Genomic DNA, 20,298 nt, shown 5'->3' with positions numbered 1-20,298 from the left:
TTTGCCTCGACCAAATGGCGGCCCGGCGAGCGGCTTCAATAGCCTGTCGGGTAGCCGTCCTTACGATGGTCCGACGCGGCCAGATACCCCCCTTGCTCCAGCCGCATGGCCATCTGCGCGCTGCCGAACTCCAGATCGAAGCGCGGCGCCACGTCTACCTTGTGGCCGAAGGCGCGCAGTTGCTCGATGGCTTCGGGCGGGCAATTCCATTCCACCGCCACGCCGACGTTGTCGTCCTTGATGCGCCAGCGCGGCGCGTCGCTGGCAGCCTGCGGGTTCTGGCCGAAATCGGCCAGCCGGCTGGTGACTTGAAGATGACCCTGCGCCTGCATGGAACCGCCCATCAAGCCAAAGCTCATCAAGGGCTGCCCACCCTTCATCAAGAAACCGGGAATGATGGTGTGGAACGGCCGCTTGCCCGGTGCCACCACATTGGGATGCCCAGCCTTCGTGGAAAAGCCCCAGCCCCGGTTCTGCATGGCGATGCCCGTTCCCGGCACCACCACGCCGGAACCGAATCCCTTGAAGTTGGACTGGATGAACGACACCATGGTGCCATGCCTGTCGGCGGCGGTCAGATACACCGTACCGCCGCTGTGCGGATTGCCGGGCCGCGGGTCGCCCGCCCGGCCCGGATCGATCAGCTTGGCTCTTTCGGCCAGATAGGCGGGATCCAGCAGCTGTGCACTGGACACTTTCATGTGGGCCGGATCCCCGACGTGCTCGTACAGGTCGGCGAAGGCCAGCCGCATGGCTTCGATCTGCAAGTGCAGCGCGCGGCCGCTGTCGCGGCCCCAGCCCGCCAGGTCGAAGTGTTCCAGCATGCCCAGGGCCATCAATGCGCCGATACCCTGGCCATTGGGACCGATCTCGAACAGTTCCAGGTCGCGGTAGCGCATGCCTATCGGCTCCACCCAGTCTGCCGTGTGGCTCGCCATGTCGGCCTCGGTGATGTAGCCGCCCGTGTTGCGCGCATGGGCTGCGATCGCCGCGGCCAGTTCGCCGCGGTAGAAGCTTTCGCCCTTGCTGCGGGCGATGCTCTCCAGCGTGGCGGCCTGGCCCGGACTGCGGAAGCGTTCTCCCGGCAGGGGCGCGCGGCCGCCTGGCGCAAAGGACTCGGCGAAGCCCGGCTGCCCGCTCAGGCGCGGCACTTGTTTCTGCCACTGGCGATGCACCGTGGGTGAGACCAGGTAGCCGTCCCGCGCATAACGTATCGCGGGCTCGAACAGGTCCTCGAACGGCAGCGAACCGAATTTCTCCCAGATCGCGCGCCAGCCGGATACGACGCCGGGCACCGTCACGCTGCCCCAGCCGATAGGATCCATGCCGTCCAGATGCGCGAACCTGGCCGTCTCCCAGGCGGCTGGCGCGCGCCCGGAAGCGTTCAGCCCATGCAGGCGGCCGTTATGCCAGACGATCGCAAACATGTCGCCGCCTATGCCGTTCATGCACGGCTCCACGACCGTCAGCGCAATGGCGGTAGCCAGCGCCGCGTCGATCGCGTTGCCGCCGCGCGCGTACATCTGCAGGCCGGCTGAGCTGGCCAAGGGCTGCGACGTGCTGACTACGTTGTCCGCCAGCACCGGCATGCGTTGCGATGGGTAGGGAAGCTGCCAGAAGGGATCGTTGGATATGGGCATGGGAGTCCGATCATTTGCCTGCGGTGATGTTCAAGGCCTTGACCTTGTCGCGCCAGAATGCCTGCTGGTCCAGGATGAACCGCGGCAGGGTCTGGGCCGGGATCTCGCTGATCTGAAAGCCCTGGGCCTCGATGGCCTTGCGGAATCCGGCATCGGTCTGCGCCTTGGCCAGCGCGCGCGCCACGACGTCCAGCCTGTCCTTGGGGGTCCCCTTGGGCGCCATCAGCGCGAACAGGTTCTCGGCCTCCAGGCCCTGCACGCCTAGCTCCTTGAGCGTGGGCACGTCAGGCATGACGGGCAGGCGCTTGGCGGAAGCCACGCCCAACACGTCGATGCGGCCACCCTGCTTGTGCGGCAGCGAGCTGGTCACGCTGTCGAACATGAAGACCGACGCGCCCGAAATCACCTCGGGCAAGGCCTGGCTGCTGCCCTTGTACGGGATCTGCAAGGCATCCACGCCCGCCTGCTCCTTGAAGATCTCGCCCTCCAGGTTCGACAGCGTGCCCGCGCCCATCGACGCGTAGTTGTACTTGCCCGGCGCCGCCTTCAGATAGGCCACCAGGCTGGCATAGTCCTTGATGCCCAGCGTCGCCGGCGTGACCAGGATGTGCGGGGCGCTCGCTATCGCGCCCACCGCCTCGAAATCACCGTCCAGCGACACCTGCTGCTTGCCGTTGAGGGCCTCGTAGATGGAATTGGACATCACCGACGAGATATACAGCGTGTAACCGTCGGCCTCGGAACGCGCGGCTGCCTGCATGCCGATCAAACCGCCCGCACCGGGCCGGTTCAACACCACCACGGACTGGCCCAGCGTGTCTCCCAGCTTCTGGCTCAGCTCGCGCGCCAGGACGTCGGTGGCGCCGCCGGGCGGGAATGACAGGATCAGTTGAAGCGAACGCTGCGGGAAATCCGCCGCCCCCGCTCCCGCCGCCGCCGACAGCGCAAGCGCGGCAAAGGTACCTTTCAAAAAGCCCAGTCCTTGCAGGCGCGTGACGGCGCGGCCCGATTTGCAAACAACATTAGCCATGCGATTCCCCTTGGTTGAAGAGCCGCCGGCCGGGTCTGTTGCCCTTGCGTCCTGACGGCCCTGGTCGGCCCATTCTATGAATTGCTTTTGAGGCAATCAATATCAATAATTAGCATGCCAATTGCTATTTTGAGAATCATCATATGCTGAGTGCCGCGCACCGCTATTTCCTCGAAGTCGTACGCGCAGGCAGCATCAAGGACGCCGCCGCAACCTTGCACGTAGCGCCCTCGGCAATCAGCCGGCAAGTCGCCAAACTGGAGGACGACTGTGGCGCTGCCCTGTTCGAGCGCCGCCCGCACGGCATGGAACTGACCCGGGCCGGTGAAATGCTGGCCGACTATGTGCGCCGTGTCGCCATGGATGCCGAACACGTGCTGCGCGATATCCGCAGCCTGCGTCGCGCTGAACTGACCACCATCCGCATAGGGTCCAACGAGGCCGTGGCGCGCAACGTGCTACCACCCATCCTGGGCGCCTACCGCGCCCTGCACCCCGAGGTCGCGTTCCAGGTGCACATTGCGTCGCCCGGCGTGGTGACGCAACGCCTGCGCGACGGCAGCATCGATCTGGGCCTGGCCTTCAGCCTGAATGCCGGCAGCGGCATCGCAGTGCGCTACGAAATCGTCTCGCCCGTGCGCGCCATCATGGTCCCAAGCCATCCGCTGGCCAGGCGCGCCAGCGTGTCGCTGGACGACCTGCGCCGCTACCCGATCGCGCTGACGGACTCCGGCACCACCGTGCGCCTGCTGTTCGACAATTCAGCAGCCGGAAGCGACGGGCCGCCCTTCGATGTCGCCTATTCCAGCAACTCGTCATCGGTCATCCGCGCCATCGTCGAAGCCGGCCATGCTGTCACGCTGGCTGGCGAAATCACGCTCGCCGAGCCCCTGCGCAGTGGTGCGCTGGTAGCCGTGGCGTTGCAGCAAGCCATGTTCGCCGAACGCACGCTGCAGGTGCAGACTGCCGGCCATGCCCGACTGCCCGAGGCGACGGGCGCATTCATCCAGCACCTGATCGAGGCGCTATCCGCAAGCCAGCATCCACGCGATTCTTGACTTGCCGCAGGCTAGCCGCAAAACTGAATGCTCTACGCGCGCGCAGGCATGGCCGGGCGCAGCAGGCCCCGATTCAATGGTCAGAGAATTATTGAAGGAGCTCCGCATTGATCCCTGCAGCGATGCCCAGACTGAAGTTGCGCCGGCTGATCACCGTGCTGGCGCTCGCCAGCGGAATCATTGCCTTCGCCAACACGCTGTACGCGGCCTACCTGGTCCAGCGCGAACAGCTCATCGCCAATACTCTGGAGGCCAACCGGGCCTACGCGGTCAAGCTGGCCGAGGTCACCGACCTTTACATCGAATCCATACAGCGGCAGCTGGTCCTCTCTGCCGAACGCGCGCCTGGCCTGGTCGGATCCAAGTCCGCCCTGGAGGACGAACTCGCGCGCCTCGTCCACCAGACAGACGGGGCCATGACTGCCGCCATTACCGACAGGAACGGCACCGTCCTGGCCACCGTTCCAGAAAATCCGGGCTTTGAAGGCAAGACGCTGGTTCGGCAGCAATCGGTCACTGGCCCACAAAGATTGGCGGGACAGATATCGACGCCCTATGTGGGCATGGCGGGTCATCTGATTTTGGCTTTTTCAGAGCCCTACCTGGATGCCAAGGGCGCTTATGCCGGAACCATCATCACCGCCCTGCCCCTGCGGCAAGGAAATGAATTCGACAAGCTGGTGGGCGATCATTTCTACCGCGACGGCTCCTACCTGTATGTCATCGATGGCAACGGGAACATCATCTATCACAAGGACAAGGAACGCATCGGCACCAGCGAAAGGAGCAACGCGGCGGTCGAGGCGGTGCTGCGGGGCGAGACCGGCGCGATGCCCGTGGTCAACACCCGCGGCACGCTCCTGCTGGCCGGATACGCCGCGCTCAAGAATGGCGGCTGGGGCGTGGTGGCGCAACGTCCCCTGGACGAAACGCTGCGCCCGCTACAGAGCCTGACCAGCAGGATCGTGCTCTACGCCCTGCCGGTGGGCCTGCTCATGTTCCTGCTCATCTACCTGTTGGGCCGCTGGATCTCCAGGCCCCTGGAAGAACTGGCGCAGGTCATCGAACGGGACCAGCCCGGCGCCTCGGCCGGCGACCTCGGCAAGATCAAGAGCTGGTACTACGAGGCGGCACGGCTCAGAAACGCGGTAACCATGAGCCAGAATTCCCAGACCAGGCGCATCGACAAGCTGAGTTCCGACACCATCACCGACCCGATGACGGGCCTCATCAATCGAAGAGGCCTGGCGCTGCAAGTCGCCGCGCTGCAGCGGACGCAACAGCCTTTCGCCGCGCTCGCGCTGGACCTGGATCACTTCAAGCGCGTGAACGACACCTTCGGGCATGCGGCCGGCGATCAGGTGCTGATCGCGCTGGCCGGCATCCTCAGGACCTGCATCCGGGCGGAGGACGCGCCGTGCCGCGTCGGCGGCGAAGAGTTCCTGATCCTGATGCCGGACGCCTCGCGCGACACCGCGGGGAAGGTGGCCGAACGCATCCGGGCGGCGACGGCAAGCCAGGTCATGCCGCAAGGAGTGGGACAAGTCACGGTCTCCATCGGCATCGCGCTATGGCCGTCCGATGATCCCGACATCGACAAAGTCCTAGCCAAGGCCGATCAGGCTTTGTACCGGGCGAAGCATTCGGGGCGCGATCGGGTGGAAGCATGGTCGGCCGTGGAAGCCAGTCCCGAAGATACGCGGAATTAAAATTCCTATTGGTTTTCACCCGATGACGAATCTTCATCAGACGGTTTTCACCAGGCATCTACAATCCTGGCCAGGGTCAACTCAAATAAAAAGACCGTGGAGACAAGATGAAGACAGCCATGCCTGGTGGGACCTCCTTTATCACCCGACTCAAGTACCTGGCGCTGGCCGGCCTGTTCATGGCGGCCGCGAGCCATGCGCAGCAGCAGCCCGCCAAGCTCGTTGTCGGCCTGCCCGCCGGCGGATCGTTCGACACCATCGCCAGGATCGTGGCGGAGAAGCTTCCCAGCCATCTGGACCGGCCCGTGGTGGTGGAGAACCGCCCCGGCGCGCAGACGCGCATCGCCATCCAGGCGGTAAAGAGCGCGGCGCCCGATGGCAACAGTCTGCTGGTGGCGCCGGGCGTGGCCATCTTCCTCTACCCGCACCTGTTCCGCCAGCTCAGCTACGACCCCTTCACCGACCTCAAGCCTGTCACACAGCTGGTGAGCTGGGACATCGTGCTCGCCGTCGCGGCGGACAGTCCCATCACCTCGTTCCAGGAATTCCAAACCTGGACCAGACAGAATCCGGGCAAGACGTTCTACGGCACATCCGGCACCGGCAGCCTGCAGCATTTCCTGGGCGTATCGCTGGCCAAGCGTCTGGACACGCCGCTTGAGCACATCGCCTTCAAGGGCGGCAAGGACGCCGTCACAGCGCTGCTGGGCGGCCATATCAATGCCATTGTGATGGACGCGGGCGAAGTGGTCCCGTTGGCACAGGCGGGCAAGCTGCGCGTCCTGGCGACTTTCAGCGCGCAGCGCGAACCGGCGCTGCCGCAAACCCCGACCATGCGCGAGCTGGGGCTGGGCGAGTTGGAGACCTCGGGCTGGGCGGGGCTGTATGCGCCGGCCGGCACGCCGGAGCCGGTCATCCACAAACTGAACACGGCCGTGAACGAAATCCTCGCCCTGCCCGACGTGGCCAGGCGCGTCGCCGAGCTGGGCATGCGGCCGGCCGGCGGCACGCCGGAAGCGGTCGATGCGCTGGCGCGCGAACAACTCGATCAATGGCGCGATACGGTGGCTCAGTCAGGCTTCGTGATCGACTGAGCGCCGCCTCTCTCTCTCCCTTATCACCGGATCAATACCCATGTTTGCATTGACCACTCTCGACGTCGCCTCCCGCCCCGTCGCCTGCCTGGAGATCGATGGCAGCCACTATCCGCTGGCCGCTTGCGCGCGGGTGCTGGACCTGCCGGCGCTGGATGCATCCGTGCGGGACCTCTTCGAGGACTGGCCGCGTTCGCTGGCGCTGCTGGAACTGGCGGCCGCGCGCCGCGCCGCGCTCGCGGGCCACGAAGTCGCCGGGCCGGTCCGCCACCTGGCGCCGCTGCAGTATCCCGGCAAGGTGCTCTGCGCCGGGGCCAACTACCATGATCACCTGGCGGAAATGAATGTGCCGAATGCCGCGGACAAATCCGCGCAGCGTCTGTTTTTCTTCTTCAAGCCGCCCCGCCAGGCCGTGGTCGGCGAGGGCGCGACGGTACACATGCCCATAGGCTGCCAACGCCTGGACTGGGAAATCGAGCTGGCGCTGGTGATAGGCAAGACAGCCAGGAACGTGAGCCTGGAAGACGCGCTCCACCATGTGGCGGCGTACACGGTAGCCGTCGACATGTCGGCGCGTGACCTCAATAAGGCGCCCGACACCTTCTACAAGCTGGATTGGGTGGCAGGCAAGGCGCATGACACCAGCTGTCCGCTCGGCCCCAGGCTGGTGCCCGCAACCTTCATCCCCGACCCCATGGACCTGGGCATGAAGCTCAGCGTCAATGGCCAGCTCAAGCAAGACGCCCGCAGCAGCGGCATGGTCTTCGACATCCGCGAACAGCTGGTGACCCTGAGCCGCATCATGACGCTGGAGCCCGGCGACCTGGTGCTGACCGGCACCCCCGCCGGCGTGGGCGCGCCACAAGGCACTTTCCTGAAGATCGGCGACGAAATCAGCGCAACGATCGAGGGCATCGGCACCCTGGCGGTGCAGATTCAGGCATCGCGCTGAAATCCTGGCCGGCCACGGCCGCATCTTCCTCATGAGGCAGTTCCATGCAGTCTCTATTCTCTCCCCTGCCCGCTGCGGCCGGCGACACGATCTTCGCCCTGGTTGAAGCCTTCCAGAACGACCCCGCGCCCCATAAGGTCAGTCTCAGCATCGGCACCTACTTTGACGCGGACGGCAGCATCCCCGTCATGCGCGCCGTGCGCCAGGCGCGTGCAGCGCTCATCCAGGCGGGAAAGCCGCATCCCTACCTGCCCATTCCCGGTTCGGCGTCATACCGTGACGCCGCCAGATCGCTGGTTCTCGGCGCCGACGGCCCGGCGCCGGCGCGCGTGGTGACGGCGCAAAGTGTGGGCGGCACTGGCGCCTTGAGGCTCGGCGCCGACCTGCTGCGCCGTACCTGCCCCGAAGCAGCGGTCTGGGTCAGCGATCCGACCTGGGAGAACCACGACCAGATCTTTCGCCAGGCGGGCTTCACGGTGCATGAGTACCCCTACTACGACGCCGCGACCGCCACTGTCCGCTTCGCGCAGATGCATGACGCGTTGCAAGCCCTGCCTGCCGGCTCCATCGTCGTGTTGCACGCCAGCTGCCACAACCCCACGGGCGTGGACCTGTCTCCAGACCAGTGGCAGGCGCTGACCGAACTGTTTGCGCGCCAGGGCCTGATTCCGTTTTTCGACCTGGCCTATCAAGGATTCGGACTCGGCCTGGACGCGGACGCCGAGCCCATCCGGGCGATGGCGCGCGCCGGCGTGGAGTGTTTGATCGCCAGCTCTTTCTCCAAGAATTTCTCCCTGTATGGCGAACGCTGCGGCGCCCTGAATATCGTGTGCCACGACGCGGCCGCCGCGGACCGCGCGCTGGGCCAGCTCAAGCTGCTGATACGCAGCAATTACTCAACGCCTCCCACTTTTGGCGCCGCGCTGGTTGCTTCCGTCCTGAACGATCCCGCGCTGCGGCAACTCTGGGCCGAAGAGCTTGAACAGATGCGCGTACGGCTTGTGGGCCTGCGCGCGCGCCTGTCCAACGCACTGGCGCAACTGACCGGCGCCCCCGATGCCTGGAACTATATCGAGCGGCAGCAAGGACTGTTCAGCTACATGCGGCTCAGTCCTCAGCAGGTGGAATCGCTGCGCCGCGAGCATGCCGTGTACCTGCTGAAGTCCGGCAGGCTCTGCGTCGCCGGCCTGACCGACGGCAATATCGATCACGTCGCACGCGCCATCGCGGCCTGCGCGCGAAGCTGAGCATTCTTCCCATCGCCCCGGGGCCCGAGGCGACCATTCGATTGGAGCAAGGCATGACCGCACCCTCCCGGCTTCTCGCCGCAAGTTTCGGAATGACGCTAGGCATGGTCCTGGCCTCGCCCGTCGCCGCCTCCGGCGCCGACCTGCTGCAGAACGGCCTGCAACGGGCCGACCAGACCGAGCCTGACGTGATCGCATGGCGGCGCCACATCCACCAGCATCCGGAACTGTCGTATCAGGAGACCGAAACGGCGAAGTACATCGCCGACGCCTTGCGCGCCATGCCCGGCATCACCATCGAGACCGGGATAGCGCGCACTGGAATAAAGGCCGTGCTCAAGGGCGGCAAGCCGGGGCCCGTGGTGGCGCTGCGCGCCGACATGGACGCCCTGCCCGTCGAGGAACGCAATGATCTGCCGTTCCGCTCCCAAGCCAAGGCCACCTGGCGCGGGGAGCAGGTGTCCGTGTCGCATGCCTGCGGCCATGACACTCACGTGGCGATGTTGCTGGGCGCGGCCCGCGCCTTGTCGGCCATGCGCGAGGAACTGCCCGGCACCATCGTCTTCCTGTTCCAGCCGGCCGAGGAATGGGGGCCCGACAAAGAGCCCAGCGGCGCGAAGGCCATGATCGCGGAGGGCGTGCTGGAGAATCCCAAAGTGGATGTGGTCTTCGGCCAGCACATAGGCGCCGGCGCCCCAACTGGCACCATCGCCTATCGGGCCGGACCCACCATGGCCAGCGGCGACCGCTTCGAAATCTCGCTGCATGGCAAGGGTGGTCACGGCGGCAGACCATGGACCGCCAATCCGGCGCTTGTGCCGGCAGCCGAACTGACCCTGGCGCTGCAAGGCATCACCAGCAGCAAGGTGGATCAATCGGACGGCGTCACCGTGCTGTCCATCGGCATGCTGCAAAGCGGGCGGCGCCCGAACATCCTGCCGGAGAACGCTGAACTGGCAGGCACCGTGCGCTCCCTGTCATCGCGGAACCAAGGCATCGTGCACGAGGCCATCCGCACGCGAACCGAGCATATTGCGCAAGCCTATGGCCTGAAATCCAAGGTCGACATATACACGGGCTACGAGGTCGTCGACAACGACAAAGCGCTGACTCGCAGCCTGATACCAGCATGGCAGGCGGCAGCCGGGGCCGGCAAGGCCGTCGAAATGCCGGCGCCATCGACCGGCAGCGAGGACTTCGGCGCCTATGGCGTCAGCGGCAAAGTGCCTTCGGTCTTCTGGTTCATCAATGCCTCGCCTTATGGCGACAAGGGCGGCGCGCCCAACCATTCACCGGAATTCGCCATTGATGAAAGCGCGCTGCGCGTTGGCGTGCGGGCGTTGGTGGCTTCCGCGCTGACGTATATGGACAAGCAGTAGGAAGGACGCCCCAAGCCCTGGACTGCCGACACGTCACGCCAACGACCGTGCCGCCACTCAAAACCGCGGCGCGCGCTTCTCAATGAAGGCGGTGACCGCCTCGCGGTGTTCGGCGGTCTTATGGGCTAGGGCCTGATAGCTGGCGGACAGTTCCAGCAAGGATGCCAAGCTACTTTGCTGGCCTTCGCGCAGCAAACGCTTGGTCATGCGCATGACGCCGCCCGGATTGGCGGCTATCTTCGCGGCAAGCGTCTTGGCGGTCGGCAGCAGTTCCGCCGCGGGCACCACCCGGCTGACCAGACCGAAGGCCAGCGCATCCTGCGCGCTGATGGCCTCGCCGGTGTAAGCCATTTCGCTAGCCCGGGCCATGCCCACCGCGCGCGGCAGCAACCACGCGCCGCCATCACCCGGCACGATGCCGACGCGCACGAAGCTCTCGGCGAAGGTGGCCGTATCGGCGGCGATGCGGATGTCGCACATGCAGGCGATATCCAGGCCGGCGCCGATGGCCGGGCCGTTGACGGCGCAGATGACGGGCACGTCCAGGCCATGCAATGCGAGCGGAATGCGCTGGATGCCCTGGCGATATTCTTCACAGATCCGCTCTGGCGTCAGCGCGTCGTCGAAGAAGCGGCGCATGTCCTTGACGTTGCCGCCCGAGCTGAAGATAGGTCCCGCGGCCGTCAGGATCAGTACCTTCACGTCTGCGTCCTGCCGTATGTCGGCGCACAGCTGCACGATCTCTTCAATGGCGGTGTTGCCGGTCAGCGCATTGCGTGTTTCCGGCTGGTTCATGGTGGCGACGACGATGCCGCCGTCGCGTTCTATCTGCAAAAAGGCCATGCCAGAATCTCCTGTAACCCGGGCTTATGCCGGAACATCGGTAATCGCGCGCACCAGGTCCAGAGTCGGCCCTGCGTGCGCGAACAGCGCCTCTCCGGCCACGTCCTGCCAGTACGCTTCGCTGCCTGCGGTCTGGCGCCAGGCATGCAGGCGGCGCGTGTAGAGCTGCAAATCGTATTCTTCCGTAAAGCCGATGGCGCCGTGCACCGCATGCGCCAACTCGGCCACCACCAGCGCCGCCTCGCTGCAACGCGCCTTGGCGACCGCTACCCGCAGCCGGTCAGGCGCCACGCCCTCGGCATGGCAACCCAGCTGCGCCGCCATGCGCGCAGCGCAGACATGCTCGCTCATGACGGCCAGCTGATGCTGGATCGCCTGGAACTTGCCGATGGGTCGGCCGAACTGCTGGCGCTCATTGGCGTACTGCAAGGTCCGTTCCAGCACGCTGCCCAGCGCGCCGGCCATCTGCGGCGCGACCACGCAGGCCTGCAAGGTCCGGATGTCGATGGCAGCGTCGATCGCTACGAGCGGCGCTGCCTCGACCTGCGCCGGTTCCCAGCGCATGGCCGCGTCCAGCGCAAGCACGTGCGGATCCTGTCGCGCCTGCCCGGCGTCCAGCAGGCGCCAGACGCCGTCAGCCTGCACCAGCACGCTGTCGGCCACCCGGCCGCCACGCACCAGCGCGCACAGCCAAGCGCCGTCGGCCTGTTGCTGGCCGCGCGCCAAGGCGATGCTGCCTGCCGGCCGCTGCGTGGCAGGCAGCAGCGCTCGTGCGATCATGGTTTCGCCCAGCAACAAGGGCAGCGCGTGCGCCCCGCACTGCTCCAGCACACCGAACACCTGGTCCAGGTTCAACCCGGAGCCACCGTCGTCTTCGCCGAGCAGCGCATCGGCCAGGCCGGCGGCCTCCAACTGCTGCCAGAGCCCGCGAGCCGAATCGCCGCCCTCCTCGATATCGCGCACCGCCTGCGGCGTGCAATGGTCCGCCAACACCTGGCGCGCAGCATCGGCGTACAGATCGTTATCGCTCATGTCATGCTCCTTCAACGCAGGCCCAGGCCGCGCGCGATCATGCCGCGCAAGATCTCGCGGGTGCCGCCCCGCAAGGAGAACGAGGGTGAGGCCTCCGTCACGTACTTCAGCGTCATCAGCAATTCCACCGGTATGTCCTCCACCTCGCGCGAGTACAGATCTTCCGCGATCCAGGCCGGGATCATCTGCTCCAGCGTGGTGCCCAGTTCCTTGACCAGCGCCGCCTCCACGATGGGGCTGGCGCCGCGCGTCAGTTTCTCCTGCACCGATACCGACATGGCCCGCAGCGGCGTCAGTTGGCCCAACACCTTGCCGGCCAGCCGCTGGGCCGAGGGCGTGCGATTGGCCGGCAGGCGCGCATAATCCAGCCATTGATCGAACAGCACGATGCTGGAGTACAGCCGTTCCGGACCGCTGCGCTCGAACGCCAGTTCCGCCGTCACCTGCTCCCAGCCCTGCCCTTCGGCGCCCACCAGCGCATCAGCGCCTAGCTGTACGTTATCGAAGAACACTTCGCAAAAGTGGCTGTCGCCCGACAGGTCCTCGATAGGCCGAACCGTCACGCCGGGCAGGGACAGGTCGACGATGACCTGGGACAGGCCCTTGTGCCGGTCCTCCGGCCCGCCCGAGGTGCGCACCAGGGCGATCATGTACTGGCAGTGATGGGCGTTGGTAGTCCAGATCTTCTGCCCATTGAGCAGCCAGCCGCGGTCGTTCGGCATGGCGCGCGTGCGCACGCTGGCCAGGTCCGACCCGGAGTTCGGTTCGCTCATGCCTATGCAGAAGAAAGACTCGCCGCGGCAGATGCGAGGAACATGGAAGCGCTTCTGCGCTTCCGTGCCGTACTTGAGAATGAGCGGTGCGCTCTGCCGGTCCGCGATCCAGTGCGACCCGACCGGCGCGCCAGCGTTGAGGAACTCTTCCACCAGCACATAACGCGCGAAGGCGCTGCGTCCGCCGCCGCCATACTCGCGCGGCAGGGTCAGGCCGATCCAGCCGCGCTCGCCGACACTGCGGCTGAAGGCGGTGTCGTAGCCGCCCCAGGAACGCGCCCGGATATGCGCCGGCATGTCGCGCACGGCCTCCTGGAGGAAAGCGCGGACGGCGGGGCGCAAGGCCTCGTCTTCGGGCGGAATGCGCGTCAGCGGCAAGGCAAGTGAATTCAGGCTGCTCATCCCAGGACTCCATTGGTTCGATGCGTATGCAGGGTGTCCGCGCTCAGGCCCAGAATACGGGCCAGGACGGCATCGGTATGCTGGCCCAACTGCGGCGGCGCGTGGCGGTAGCTCACCGGCGTATCCGACAGGCGGATGGGGCTCGCAACCAGCGGCACTTCACCGGCCTGCGGGTGCTGCATGCTCATCTTCAGGCCACGCGCCTGGACCTGGGGATCCTCAAACACGTCCGCAACGGTATTGATGGGGCCGCAAGGCACGCCATGCTGTTCCAGCAGATCGATCCACTCGCGCGTGCTGCGGGTGACGGTGATGGCGCGCAAGCCTTCGATCAACGCATCGCGATGCGCGATCCGCGCCGCATTGCGCGCAAAGCGCTCGTCCTCGGCCCACTGCGGCCGTTCGATGGCGACGCACAGCCGCGCGAATTGTCCATCGTTGCCCACGGCCAGGATCATGTGCCCGTCCGCCGTCGGAAAATCCTGATAAGGCAGGGTATTGGGATGCGCATTGCCCATGCGACGCGGCGCCTGCTGGCCGTACAGGTAGTTCATGGCCTGGTTGCCCAGGCAGGCAACGCCCACGTCCAGCAGGGCCAGATCGATATGCTGGCCGCGCCCGGTGTGCTCACGCGCCTGCAGCGCTGCCAGGATGGCGGTGCTGGCGTACAGCCCCGTCAGAATATCGGTCAGCGCCACGCCCACTTTCATGGGCCCGCCGCCGGGCATGCCGTCGGGGTGGCCCGTAATGCTCATCAGGCCACCCATGCCTTGAATCAGGAAGTCGTAGCCCGCGCGCTGCGCATACGGACCATCCTGGCCAAAGCCCGTGACCGAGCAATACACCAGCCTGGGATTCAGCTGGCTCAGCGCGGCGTAGTCCAGCCCGTACTGCGCAAGTCCGCCGGTCTTGAAGTTCTCGATCAGCACGTCGCATTGCTGCGCCAGCCGCCGCACCAGCTCCTGCCCCTCCGGCTTGGTGAAATCGATGCTGACCGACTGCTTGTTGCGATTGGCGCACATGTAATAGGCGGACTCGCCGGTGGACTGTCCGGCCGGATCGGTCACGTAGGGCGGCCCCCAGGCGCGGGTGTCGTCGCCCGTCCCCGGCCGCTCCACCTTGATCACTTCGGCGCCCAGGTCGCCCAGCGTCTGGGCGGCCCAGGGGCCGGCCAGCACGCGCGACAGATCGAGTACCTTCACATTCTGCAGGGCTGGTGCCGTCATGGCCGCCTCTTCCTTCATTGTTGGGGAACGTTCGCCTTCTTGACGATGCGCTGCCAGAGCGCGATCTCCTTCTGCTGGAATTCGCGCATCTGCGAGGGGCCGCCCGTCATCGGCGTGGCGCCCAGGCGTTCATAGAAGGCGCGGGTTTCGGGCATCTTGGAGATGCGGGTGAACAGCTCGGCCAGGCGCTCGGTCTGCTCGGCCGGCGTCTTGGCGCTGACCATCGCGCCGACCCAGGTATAGGCCTCGAATCCCGGCAAGCCGGCCTCTGCCGCCGTCGGCACGTCGGGCGAAGTCCCGACACGCTGATCCGACGCCACCGCTACCACCTTCACGCGGCCGTCCTTGGCCAGCTCCTGCACCGCGGTGACTTCGGCGAAGGTGTAGTCCACCGTGCCCGCGGCCACCGCCATGATGGCGTCGCCTGCGCCCTTGAACGGCACATGGACCGTCTTCAGGCTGGCGCTGTCATTCAGCAATTCACCCATCAGTTGATAGCCCGCCGAACCGGCGCCGAAATTCACCTTGCCCGGATTGGCCTGGGCATAGGCGATCAGGTCCTTCAAGGTGCTGTACGACGCCTGGGGGCTGACGGCCAGCATGGCGGGCGAGCGCATCATCATGGTCAGCGGCGCGAAATCCTTGACGGGGTCATAGGGCAGCGTCTTGAACAGCGCCGCATTGACCGCCAGCGTCGAATTGCTGCCGATGAAAACCGTATAGCCGTCCGCCGGCGCGGACAGCGCGTTCTTCACCGCGATGAAGCCATTGGCGCCCGGTTTGTTCTCCACTACCACAGGCTGCCCGGTCAGTTCCTGCAGCTGACGAGCGAAGTAGCGGGCCGAGGTATCGGTGCCGCTGCCCGGGCCGAACGGCACGACGAACTTGATCGGACGGGAGGGGAAGGTTTCGGCCTGCGCCACGGCCTGATGGCCGGCGGCGCCAAGCAACGCGGCAGCCAACACGGCCGTCAGCATTTGTCTGCGGTGCAGCATGGAAGTCTCCTTTGGGTGGAAGGCCGGCCGCTCTAGGCGGCGGTCCTGGCCTGGTGGTCCAGTGGATGACTTTAGGCGTGCTTGATGGGTCTGTCTAATATTAAGAATTTGATATTCGATATTGAATCTATATCAGCAGACCCAGATATCCGGAGGGCGTCCGATGATCAATGCGCCGTCACGCCAAGCTCCTTGATCAGCCTTGGCACCACCGCATATTCCTCCCGGTACTCCCGCAGGAATTCCTCCGGCGAATTGCCTACGGCATCAAAACCGATGTTTGCCAGATACTTGCCGAACTCCGGATCGCGCACCACCTGCTGCGCGGCCGTCGCGAGCTTTTGCACCACATCCGCGGGCATGCCTGCCGGGCCGCTCAAGCCGACCCAGGCCTTGTTCTTGAATATGAAGGCGTCGTATCCCGCTTCGGCGAAGGTCTGGACCTCCGGCAGCAGCGCCGAGCGCCTGTCGCCGATGACAGCGATGGCCTTGACCTTGCCGTCCGCGATCATGGGCGCGGCAATGCTGGTGGAAGTGAAGGTAAACGCCAACTGCCCGCCCAGCAGATCGGTCATTGCCGGCGGCGAACCCTTGTATGGGACTTCGATGAACGTTGCCGAAGACTGCCTGGCCAGGCTCTCCATGATCAGTTGCGGGTATGAGCCTGGGCCGTATGACCCATAGGCCAGGGGAATCTGTGCTGCCCGCGCTTCCTCGACCGCCCCAGTCAGATCGCTGGCTTGCATCGTCTTGTTGGCGATGAGCACCGGACCGGAGGCGGCAATCTTGCTGATCAAGGTGAAGTCTCGCTGCGGGTCGTAAGGCACCTTCATGGTGACGACCGAAGAGATGAGCGCGTCGCCCACGCTCAGCATCAAGGTATAGCCGTCCGGCTTGGCGCGCGCGACTTCAGTCGCACCGATGGTGCTGCCGGCGCCGGGCTTGTTTTCGATCACGATGGGCGCGCCGAGTTGCGCCGACATCAGTTCGCCCAGCTTGCGTCCGATGGCGTCGATAGGCGCGCCCGCGGGAGAGGGAACGATCCAGCGGATAGGCCGGTTCGGGTAGCCGGCTTGCGCCATGGCGCCGACGCTAGCCAGCGCCATGGCGCATGCCAGCCCGAATCCCAATGTTCTTTTAATGGCAGTCATTTTGTCTCCTCCTTGCAGCATCGGGAGCTAGTTGTGCGCGTCCAGGAACTCAAGCACCACGCGATTGAATTCGTCCGGCGTTTCGAAGTACGGAGAGTGGCCCGAGTCTTCAAAGGTGTATTTCTGGCTGCTTGGCAGCAGTCTCGCGACCAGATGGTGGCTTTCCGGCGTGAGAAAATCGTCGTGGCTTCCCCCCGTCATCAAGGTCGGCACGCGGTAGCCCTCGAACTCGACAGGATGGATCTTGACGTCGTCGGCCTGCATGGTCAGCGCCAGGAAGCCCTTGGGATTGAGTGCCTTGATGCAACCGTACAGATGCAGCATCTCGGGCCGGGCTTCGACGTTCTTGCGGTTCCAGCCGATGCTCTTGCTGCGCAGGTCGTGGCGGCCGTCATCGAAGGTCTTGCCGGCCTTGCGCAGGATTTCCCAGGTCTCGGGTGAATAGGCCGGCGTCGGCGAACCGCTGATGAAGAGCGTCTGGACGCGCCCGGGGTGCTTCACGGCCAGCGGCAGCCCGGCCCATGCACCCAGCGACTGGCACACGAGGTTTACCTTGCCTATGCCTTCCTGATCCAGTATGGCCAGCACGTCGACGGGGTAATGGCGCGGATGGTTGCGCTCCGGGGCGCAGGGAGAATTCTTGAACCCCCTCAGGTCCATCACGATGACCTTGTAGTTCCTGGCGAAGAACGGCACCTGCTGATACCAGCATATGGTGTTGCCGCCGCCTCCATGGATGAATAGGACGGGCGCGCCGTCGCCATAGGTTTCGTAGTAGATGCGGGTGTCGTCGGGTGCGATGGCGTAAGGCACGAAAGGCTCCTCGGAGGGGTCGGTTGATCTAATATTTGCGTGTTGATTTTGTTCGATCCTCTGCGGAAAGACCGCGCTCCAAACAGACATCATGGGTGCCGCTCCAGACAACTACCCTCTGCATGTAGACCTGCTGCAGCCTGCCGGCAGGTTGAACGGCCCCGTCCATGCCGCGATAGATACTTTCCGCACCGCGAACGGCATCGCCCGCAGCCGTAGCGGGCAGTCCTCCGGGCATGTCGTGACCTGGTCCTGCGTTTACGACCCTTTGATGGCGGCGCAGGAACCGGAGGCCGAACACCTGTGCTTCATGCCGCCGGGCGCGCCGGATCGGGCAATGGAGCGCGCCATCTTGGTGCCGCCGCTGGAAACGGTTTCAGTGCCTCAGTTGCGCGCCAGCGTGGCAAGCAACGAAGCGGTGCTGCGCGAAATCCGCGGCGCGGTGGCGGACGGGCGCTACGTTTGCGCGATCGGCACCGGCGTCTGGCTGGTTGCGGCGGCAGGCGTCCTGGACAAGATGCAGGCGCCGGTGCAGTGGGCGTACCAGTCGGGCTTCGCGCGCGCCCATCCGGACCTGGCCATCGCCAACGATCCGATTGTCTGGGCCAACGAGCGCATCCTGCTGGCCGGGACGCCTTCATTGGCCTATGACTGCGTGCTTGAGCTGATGGAACGCACTGGGATCGCCGGACTGGCCGGCGCGTCGCGCGATAAGCTTGTCTTCGATCCCGCGCGGCAGTTCATCGCCTCGACGCTGCCGATCGAGAAAGTCAGCGGCCTCACGCGCGACAGCCCGCTATATCGTGCGGCGCAATGGCTGCTGGCGCATGCACAGGAAGCGGTGACGATCGGCGACGCCGCGCAGCATGCGGCCGTCAGCGAAAGAACCCTGGCGCGCCTGTTCCGGATGCATCTGACGATCACGCCTCATGAGTTCCTCACTGACATACGGATGCGGAAAAGCCAGATGTGGCTGGAAGTGACGCTGCGCTCGGTGGAGGACATTGCCAATGACTGCGGCTATCTGGATGTCGCGGCCTTCCGCCGCGCCTTCAAGCGCAAGTTCGGCCTGACGCCGGCGGATTACCGGCGCGAGTACACGCAGCGGGGGCCGCGGGCGCGGTGGAAGATGGAGCGGTATGGGAGCGAGGATTAAGGGTCCCGCGAGAGCGGAACTTTTGGCCTCGGCAAGTTCCGGAAGTCGCATGTCGAGTCCTGGACGGCAATGTGGCATGCAAGAATACGTAGCGCGTGCCACGACGAAAACCGACTACTGAGAAGGCCGGGACTGCACGTGGAATACTCAGGGAACCTTGAACACTATGGGAGTTTCAGCGGTGGCTAGCCATAGGCTGCGTATGCTCCTCGGCGGGGCGGCTTCGATCACCTTTTCCTGGTATTGCTTCCACGGATTGGCGTGGCTTGCACGCAGTGTCGGGATCGTTCCGATCGCGCACTTCGATCCGCCCGTCAGCCAATGGATCCTGATCGGCGACCCGATACTTCAAGGCTGGCACAAGGTCAGCGTATCCGAAGACTTTACGCTAGCCGGCATCGCGCTCATTTTCCTGACTCTGGTGTTGTCCTATTACGTCGCACGTGTGGCCTATCACCTCAGTTTCGCGAAGGTCTTTACCCGTTACGACCGTTGGTTTCTCGCGGGATGGATAGTAGGCGCGCCATTGATGGCCGCGCTGGGGCACCTGCTCGTCGTCCTGGTGTTCGAGCATTCCTGGGCGCAGGAATGGCCCACGCTTGCCGGCGTGGCCGTGCTGATCGCTTTTTCCGCGTCGGGAAAGCTGTTCGTGGATTCCTGGCAATGGATCATGCGCCGGCGCAGGGTTTATTCCATCTGAAGCCCCCGGCTTTACCAGCGACAGCCATTCCGGCCTGTCCTGCATCCATCCGCATTCCGTCCTAAAATGCGCGGTTTGCCGAAAGAACCGTCATGGCCATCGCCATGAAGGGCTTTCATCCTTTACAAATTAGTGTGGTGAAGATGAACAAGCCTTTCATTTCGTTGTGCCCGGAAATTACCCGGACACACGCGCTGACGCTGATGGATTGGTTGGAAGATGAGCGCGTGACCTGCTACCTGAGCGATTCGCGCCATGTTTCCCGCTTCATCGAGCAAGCCATCGATCGGACTCAGCTGCCGATCCTGACCCATCTGTTCAACCAGGGTGGCCGGTTCTTCATGGCCTATGACCGGCACGACGTCCCGGTGGGCTTTGTCCGCCTCGTCAAGACCGGCACGGACTGCGAGATCGTCCTAGTCATCGGAGACTGCGACAACTGGGGTCGGAACCTCGGCGCCAGCACGATCCGCGAAGGCATGAAACTGGCCTTCCTCGATATGCGGGCCCAGAAGCTCATCGCCAAGATCCACCCGGACAACGCGCGCTCGCTGAAGACCTTTCTGCGCACCGGCTTTCTGCTTGAAAGCGAAACGCCGACGCTGAAGTCATTTTCCATGACTGCGGGGCGCTATCTCCGGCTCTTGCGCGAAGGCGCCGTTGGCGACTCCACTGATATCTACATCACGGAAATCGACAAGGCCCGGCTCAAGAGTCTGATAGAACTCGAACAGGGGCCGACTATTGTCGAACTCGAGCACGAGCTTGAGCGAGCCATCGTCGTCACGCCGCAGCAGGTGGCGCGGAACGTGGTCACGATGAACTCCAGGGCCTTGCTGCAGCTGGACGGTGAAGAAATGGAAGTGGCCCTGGTCTACCCTGAAGACGCAGACAGCAGCGCCGGAAAGTTTTCCGTGTGTTCCGACGTCGGCGCCGCCATCCTGGGCTATCAGGAGGGGGATGCCATCGACTGGAGGATTTCGGACCGGACTCGCCGGATCGGGATCAGGAAAGTGCTTTACCAGCCGGAAGCCGCGGGCGATTTCCACCTGTAGACCGGTATTCGCCGCTCAGCCGCGCAGGTCCTCGATTGAACCG

18 protein-coding genes are annotated in these 20,298 nt (G+C 64.9%); 9 read left to right on the top strand and 9 right to left on the bottom strand.

Going from position 1 to position 20,298, the window contains the following annotated elements:
* Positions 1-35: 35 nt before the first annotated feature.
* Positions 36-1,640, bottom strand: a complete 1,605-nt coding sequence (locus AC3WOB_RS03330) for a gamma-glutamyltransferase family protein (protein WP_492274170.1) — start codon at positions 1,638-1,640, stop codon at positions 36-38.
* 10 nt (positions 1,641-1,650) lie between these two features.
* Entirely contained in the window at positions 1,651-2,670 is a 1,020-nt protein-coding gene (locus AC3WOB_RS03325; protein WP_492274169.1) for a Bug family tripartite tricarboxylate transporter substrate binding protein, read from the bottom strand.
* Between the two features lie 143 nt (positions 2,671-2,813).
* Between AC3WOB_RS03325 and AC3WOB_RS03320 the strand changes: the two genes are divergently transcribed.
* The 6 genes from AC3WOB_RS03320 to AC3WOB_RS03295 all read left to right on the top strand — a co-directional run bounded on the left by AC3WOB_RS03320 (position 2,814) and on the right by AC3WOB_RS03295 (position 10,109).
* On the top strand, positions 2,814-3,728 hold the full coding sequence (locus AC3WOB_RS03320) for a LysR family transcriptional regulator (RefSeq protein WP_492274168.1): 915 nt from the start codon (positions 2,814-2,816) through the stop codon (positions 3,726-3,728).
* 137 nt (positions 3,729-3,865) lie between these two features.
* Complete coding sequence (locus AC3WOB_RS03315) at positions 3,866-5,437, top strand: diguanylate cyclase (RefSeq protein ID WP_492274167.1); 1,572 nt, start codon at positions 3,866-3,868, stop codon at positions 5,435-5,437.
* A gap of 107 nt (positions 5,438-5,544) precedes the next feature.
* The gene (locus AC3WOB_RS03310; RefSeq protein ID WP_492274166.1) at positions 5,545-6,531 is read left to right on the top strand and encodes a Bug family tripartite tricarboxylate transporter substrate binding protein; all 987 of its coding nucleotides are present in this window, start codon (positions 5,545-5,547) and stop codon (positions 6,529-6,531) included.
* Between the two features lie 40 nt (positions 6,532-6,571).
* Positions 6,572-7,483: a fumarylacetoacetate hydrolase family protein gene (locus AC3WOB_RS03305; protein WP_492274165.1), complete on the top strand. Its 912-nt coding sequence runs from the start codon at positions 6,572-6,574 to the stop codon at positions 7,481-7,483.
* Positions 7,484-7,527: 44 nt separating this feature from the next.
* On the top strand, positions 7,528-8,730 hold the full coding sequence (locus AC3WOB_RS03300; RefSeq protein WP_492274164.1) for an amino acid aminotransferase: 1,203 nt from the start codon (positions 7,528-7,530) through the stop codon (positions 8,728-8,730).
* A gap of 53 nt (positions 8,731-8,783) precedes the next feature.
* Positions 8,784-10,109, top strand: coding sequence for a M20 metallopeptidase family protein (locus AC3WOB_RS03295; RefSeq protein WP_492274163.1), 1,326 nt, complete (start codon positions 8,784-8,786; stop codon positions 10,107-10,109).
* 57 nt (positions 10,110-10,166) lie between these two features.
* Here the strand turns inward: AC3WOB_RS03295 and AC3WOB_RS03290 are convergent, their stop codons facing one another.
* The 7 genes from AC3WOB_RS03290 to AC3WOB_RS03260 all read right to left on the bottom strand — a co-directional run bounded on the left by AC3WOB_RS03290 (position 10,167) and on the right by AC3WOB_RS03260 (position 17,344).
* Positions 10,167-10,952 (bottom strand): crotonase/enoyl-CoA hydratase family protein, encoded by a 786-nt coding sequence (locus tag AC3WOB_RS03290; RefSeq protein WP_492274162.1) that lies wholly within the window; start codon positions 10,950-10,952, stop codon positions 10,167-10,169.
* 24 nt (positions 10,953-10,976) lie between these two features.
* The gene (locus tag AC3WOB_RS03285) at positions 10,977-11,984 is read right to left on the bottom strand and encodes an acyl-CoA dehydrogenase family protein (protein WP_492274161.1); all 1,008 of its coding nucleotides are present in this window, start codon (positions 11,982-11,984) and stop codon (positions 10,977-10,979) included.
* 11 nt (positions 11,985-11,995) lie between these two features.
* Positions 11,996-13,159: an acyl-CoA dehydrogenase family protein gene (locus AC3WOB_RS03280; RefSeq protein WP_492274160.1), complete on the bottom strand. Its 1,164-nt coding sequence runs from the start codon at positions 13,157-13,159 to the stop codon at positions 11,996-11,998.
* On the bottom strand, positions 13,156-14,403 hold the full coding sequence (locus tag AC3WOB_RS03275; protein ID WP_492274159.1) for a CaiB/BaiF CoA transferase family protein: 1,248 nt from the start codon (positions 14,401-14,403) through the stop codon (positions 13,156-13,158). Before AC3WOB_RS03275 ends, AC3WOB_RS03280 begins: the two co-directional genes overlap by 4 nt.
* Entirely contained in the window at positions 14,400-15,380 is a 981-nt protein-coding gene (locus tag AC3WOB_RS03270; protein ID WP_492274158.1) for a Bug family tripartite tricarboxylate transporter substrate binding protein, read from the bottom strand. Before AC3WOB_RS03270 ends, AC3WOB_RS03275 begins: the two co-directional genes overlap by 4 nt.
* 167 nt (positions 15,381-15,547) lie before the next feature.
* Positions 15,548-16,531, bottom strand: coding sequence for a Bug family tripartite tricarboxylate transporter substrate binding protein (locus tag AC3WOB_RS03265; RefSeq protein ID WP_492274157.1), 984 nt, complete (start codon positions 16,529-16,531; stop codon positions 15,548-15,550).
* A gap of 27 nt (positions 16,532-16,558) precedes the next feature.
* On the bottom strand, positions 16,559-17,344 hold the full coding sequence (locus tag AC3WOB_RS03260) for an alpha/beta fold hydrolase (RefSeq protein WP_492274156.1): 786 nt from the start codon (positions 17,342-17,344) through the stop codon (positions 16,559-16,561).
* A 91-nt stretch (positions 17,345-17,435) separates the two neighbouring features.
* On the opposite strand from AC3WOB_RS03260, the gene AC3WOB_RS03255 reads away from it, so the two are divergent.
* The 3 genes from AC3WOB_RS03255 (at position 17,436) to AC3WOB_RS03245 (ending at position 20,255) form a co-directional block, all read left to right on the top strand.
* A complete protein-coding gene (locus AC3WOB_RS03255; RefSeq protein WP_492274155.1) occupies positions 17,436-18,500 on the top strand; it encodes a GlxA family transcriptional regulator in 1,065 nt (354 codons plus the stop codon).
* Between the two features lie 202 nt (positions 18,501-18,702).
* Positions 18,703-19,200 carry a hypothetical protein gene (locus AC3WOB_RS03250; RefSeq protein WP_492274154.1) on the top strand — a complete coding sequence of 166 codons (498 nt, stop codon included), beginning with the start codon at positions 18,703-18,705 and terminating at the stop codon, positions 19,198-19,200.
* 92 nt (positions 19,201-19,292) lie between these two features.
* Positions 19,293-20,255, top strand: a complete 963-nt coding sequence (locus AC3WOB_RS03245) for a bifunctional GNAT family N-acetyltransferase/nucleoside diphosphate kinase regulator (RefSeq protein ID WP_492274153.1) — start codon at positions 19,293-19,295, stop codon at positions 20,253-20,255.
* The last annotated feature ends 43 nt before the right edge of the window (positions 20,256-20,298 follow it).

The sequence above is a fragment of the Achromobacter sp. FW305-C-30-7 genome, assembly GCF_058783105.1.
The sequence above is the reverse complement of the archived record's forward strand: the minus strand, read 5'-3'. Positions and strand labels throughout refer to the sequence as shown.

Coding starts and splice junctions, on each gene's coding strand:
- AC3WOB_RS03300 (WP_492274164.1), top strand. CDS start 7,528: ATGCAGTCTCTATTCTCTCCCCTGCCCGCTGCGGCCGGCGACACGATC.
- AC3WOB_RS03280 (WP_492274160.1), bottom strand. CDS start 13,159: ATGAGCAGCCTGAATTCACTTGCCTTGCCGCTGACGCGCATTCCGCCC.
- AC3WOB_RS03250 (WP_492274154.1), top strand. CDS start 18,703: ATGCTCCTCGGCGGGGCGGCTTCGATCACCTTTTCCTGGTATTGCTTC.
- AC3WOB_RS03255 (WP_492274155.1), top strand. CDS start 17,436: ATGGGTGCCGCTCCAGACAACTACCCTCTGCATGTAGACCTGCTGCAG.
- AC3WOB_RS03320 (WP_492274168.1), top strand. CDS start 2,814: ATGCTGAGTGCCGCGCACCGCTATTTCCTCGAAGTCGTACGCGCAGGC.
- AC3WOB_RS03295 (WP_492274163.1), top strand. CDS start 8,784: ATGACCGCACCCTCCCGGCTTCTCGCCGCAAGTTTCGGAATGACGCTA.
- AC3WOB_RS03275 (WP_492274159.1), bottom strand. CDS start 14,403: ATGAAGGAAGAGGCGGCCATGACGGCACCAGCCCTGCAGAATGTGAAG.
- AC3WOB_RS03330 (WP_492274170.1), bottom strand. CDS start 1,640: ATGCCCATATCCAACGATCCCTTCTGGCAGCTTCCCTACCCATCGCAA.
- AC3WOB_RS03245 (WP_492274153.1), top strand. CDS start 19,293: ATGGCCATCGCCATGAAGGGCTTTCATCCTTTACAAATTAGTGTGGTG.
- AC3WOB_RS03285 (WP_492274161.1), bottom strand. CDS start 11,984: ATGAGCGATAACGATCTGTACGCCGATGCTGCGCGCCAGGTGTTGGCG.
- AC3WOB_RS03265 (WP_492274157.1), bottom strand. CDS start 16,531: ATGACTGCCATTAAAAGAACATTGGGATTCGGGCTGGCATGCGCCATG.
- AC3WOB_RS03325 (WP_492274169.1), bottom strand. CDS start 2,670: ATGGCTAATGTTGTTTGCAAATCGGGCCGCGCCGTCACGCGCCTGCAA.
- AC3WOB_RS03310 (WP_492274166.1), top strand. CDS start 5,545: ATGAAGACAGCCATGCCTGGTGGGACCTCCTTTATCACCCGACTCAAG.
- AC3WOB_RS03270 (WP_492274158.1), bottom strand. CDS start 15,380: ATGCTGCACCGCAGACAAATGCTGACGGCCGTGTTGGCTGCCGCGTTG.
- AC3WOB_RS03305 (WP_492274165.1), top strand. CDS start 6,572: ATGTTTGCATTGACCACTCTCGACGTCGCCTCCCGCCCCGTCGCCTGC.
- AC3WOB_RS03290 (WP_492274162.1), bottom strand. CDS start 10,952: ATGGCCTTTTTGCAGATAGAACGCGACGGCGGCATCGTCGTCGCCACC.